The sequence below is a fragment of the Deferribacterota bacterium genome, from assembly GCA_034189185.1.
GTDB lineage: Bacteria > Chrysiogenota > Deferribacteres > Deferribacterales > UBA228 > UBA228.
Genome location: JAXHVM010000251.1, coordinates 1 through 2010 on the forward strand (window position 1 = coordinate 1; position 2010 = coordinate 2010).

The 2010-nt window shown below is 28.7% G+C and carries 3 protein-coding genes; 2 read left to right on the top strand and 1 reads right to left on the bottom strand.

From position 1 onward, the window contains the following. Positions 1 to 121: 121 nt before the first annotated feature. Entirely contained in the window at positions 122 to 754 is a 633-nt protein-coding gene (locus SVN78_10550; protein ID MDY6822044.1) for a flagellar hook basal-body protein, read from the bottom strand. Between the two features lie 84 nt (positions 755 to 838). Here SVN78_10550 and SVN78_10555 point away from each other — a divergent pair, with 84 nt between their 5' ends. Then, positions 839 to 1276, top strand: coding sequence for a CoA-binding protein (locus SVN78_10555; protein MDY6822045.1), 438 nt, complete (start codon positions 839 to 841; stop codon positions 1274 to 1276). Between the two features lie 20 nt (positions 1277 to 1296). Next, positions 1297 to 1899 (top strand): molybdenum cofactor guanylyltransferase, encoded by a 603-nt coding sequence (locus SVN78_10560; protein MDY6822046.1) that lies wholly within the window; start codon positions 1297 to 1299, stop codon positions 1897 to 1899. Positions 1900 to 2010: the final 111 nt, after the last annotated feature.

The following is a 2010-nucleotide window of genomic DNA, read 5'->3' on the forward strand; positions in this document are numbered from 1 at the left end:
TTTACTTCAGGAAGCTCAGCGCTAGCTATCTCAAAATTATCCATTGTAGGATAACCAGTTGGTCTACTTTTTAGCCTTATTTCAGTGCTTTTTACCATATTTGCCACATCTATCCTCCTTATTATCCTTTTAAGTTTACTATTGTACCTATAAGTTCATCGCTTGTCTTAAATGATTCTGCATTTGCTTGTAAATATCTAAGATTGATCAAGTTATCTACTAATTCCTTTGTCATATCAACATTTGAGGCCTCTAAATAACCGCTTAAGATCTCATAATTATTTTCTGGTATTGTATTACCGTATTTGTCAACTATTTCTAGTCTTCCTAGAAATCTATTCCCTGTATAAATGTTGCCCTCTTTATCAATATTTATATTTCTAATTTCATTATTAGTTAAGCCACCATTTAGTCTAAATAGGACATTACCTTCATTATCTACGATTTGCCTGTTTTCATCTATTCTAAATGAGCCATTTCTAGTAATAATATTGCTATTGCCGTTGTCTAGTTTAAAATACCCCCTGCCATTTATTGCTAAATCTAGATTATTACCAGTTCTAATAATATAGCTTTCTGTATTATTACTATTTACTGAATTTATATATGTTCCGCCACCACTAGCATCTACTTGGGAGGCTCTTTTGCTTTTGTAGCCAGGGGTGGTTGAGTTTGCTATATTATTGCTTGTTATTCCTTGTTTTTCGGTTGCAGCATTTAAAGCAGAATATGAGGAGTATATACTATCAATCATGTTAACTAAAATATAATATTTTTAATTACTTTCAATAAATTTATATATTATTATATTAATTATCAAATGAAACGGGGGTGTAGTATGAATGAGATAAATGATGAATTTATCACTAATATGCTATTAAATTCAAAAATAGTTGCTATAGTTGGGGCATCAAATAAGCCTGAAAGGGCAAGTAATGGCATTATGAAATTCTTGCTAAAAAATGGATATAATTGTATTCCGATTAATCCTAATGAAGATGAGGTTTTAGGTGTTAAGGCCTATAAATGTTTGTTAGATTTAGATGTAAGACCAGATATTGTTGATGTATTTAGAAGATCAGAAGAGACCCCTAATATTGTTAAAGAGGCTGCCCTCAAAAAAGCAAAATTAATATGGCTTCAAGAAGGAATATATTCTGAAGAAGCAAAAGAAATAGCTGATAAAGCATCAATCCCAATTATTATGGATAAGTGCCTCTTTAAAGAGTATTTAAGATTAATAATCTCAAAAAAAGGGAATACTAATACCAATTAATTGTTTACACCTAATTTACTATGTCGCATAACATTTCAGTTGCAATATTAGCAGGGGGTAAAAGTGAGAGATTTGGAAGAGATAAAACATTGACTATGTTAAATAATAAACCACTGATAAAGTATGTTGTTGATGCATTTTCAGAGGTAGATGATATTGTAATAATCGCAAAAAATATAAAAAAATATAACATTTTAAATACTACAAAAGTTGTAGATAAATATGAATCACAATGCCCCTTAGTTGGAATTATAACAGCCTTGGAATATACAGTAAATGATTTGGTTTATATAGTATCTGCAGATATGCCCTTTGTGAATATGGAAATATTTAAAATATTAAATAGATATCTAGAAAAAGATGTAGATATTTTGTTGCCAAAAATAAATGGAAAAATCTACACCCTAGCAGGTATTTACAGAAAAAGAGCAAAAAAGGTTTTAGAAGAAAACTTTAAGAGTGGTAAAAATAAGATATTAGATGCTTTTGGCAATTTAAAGGTAAACACTCTCGATGAGAGATATTTTAGGGATGTAGATCCACAATTTATTAGTTTTTTAAATATAAATAAAAAAGAAGATTTTATACACGCTGAAAAGCTTGTAAAAAAAGTTTTCCTATGAATGAAAATTAAAATATTAGAGGCAAAAACTATTTATTAATTTAGATAGTATTAATATATTATTACCTATGGGGCAGTTAGTATAATTGTAATTATTTCTATATGTATAAAT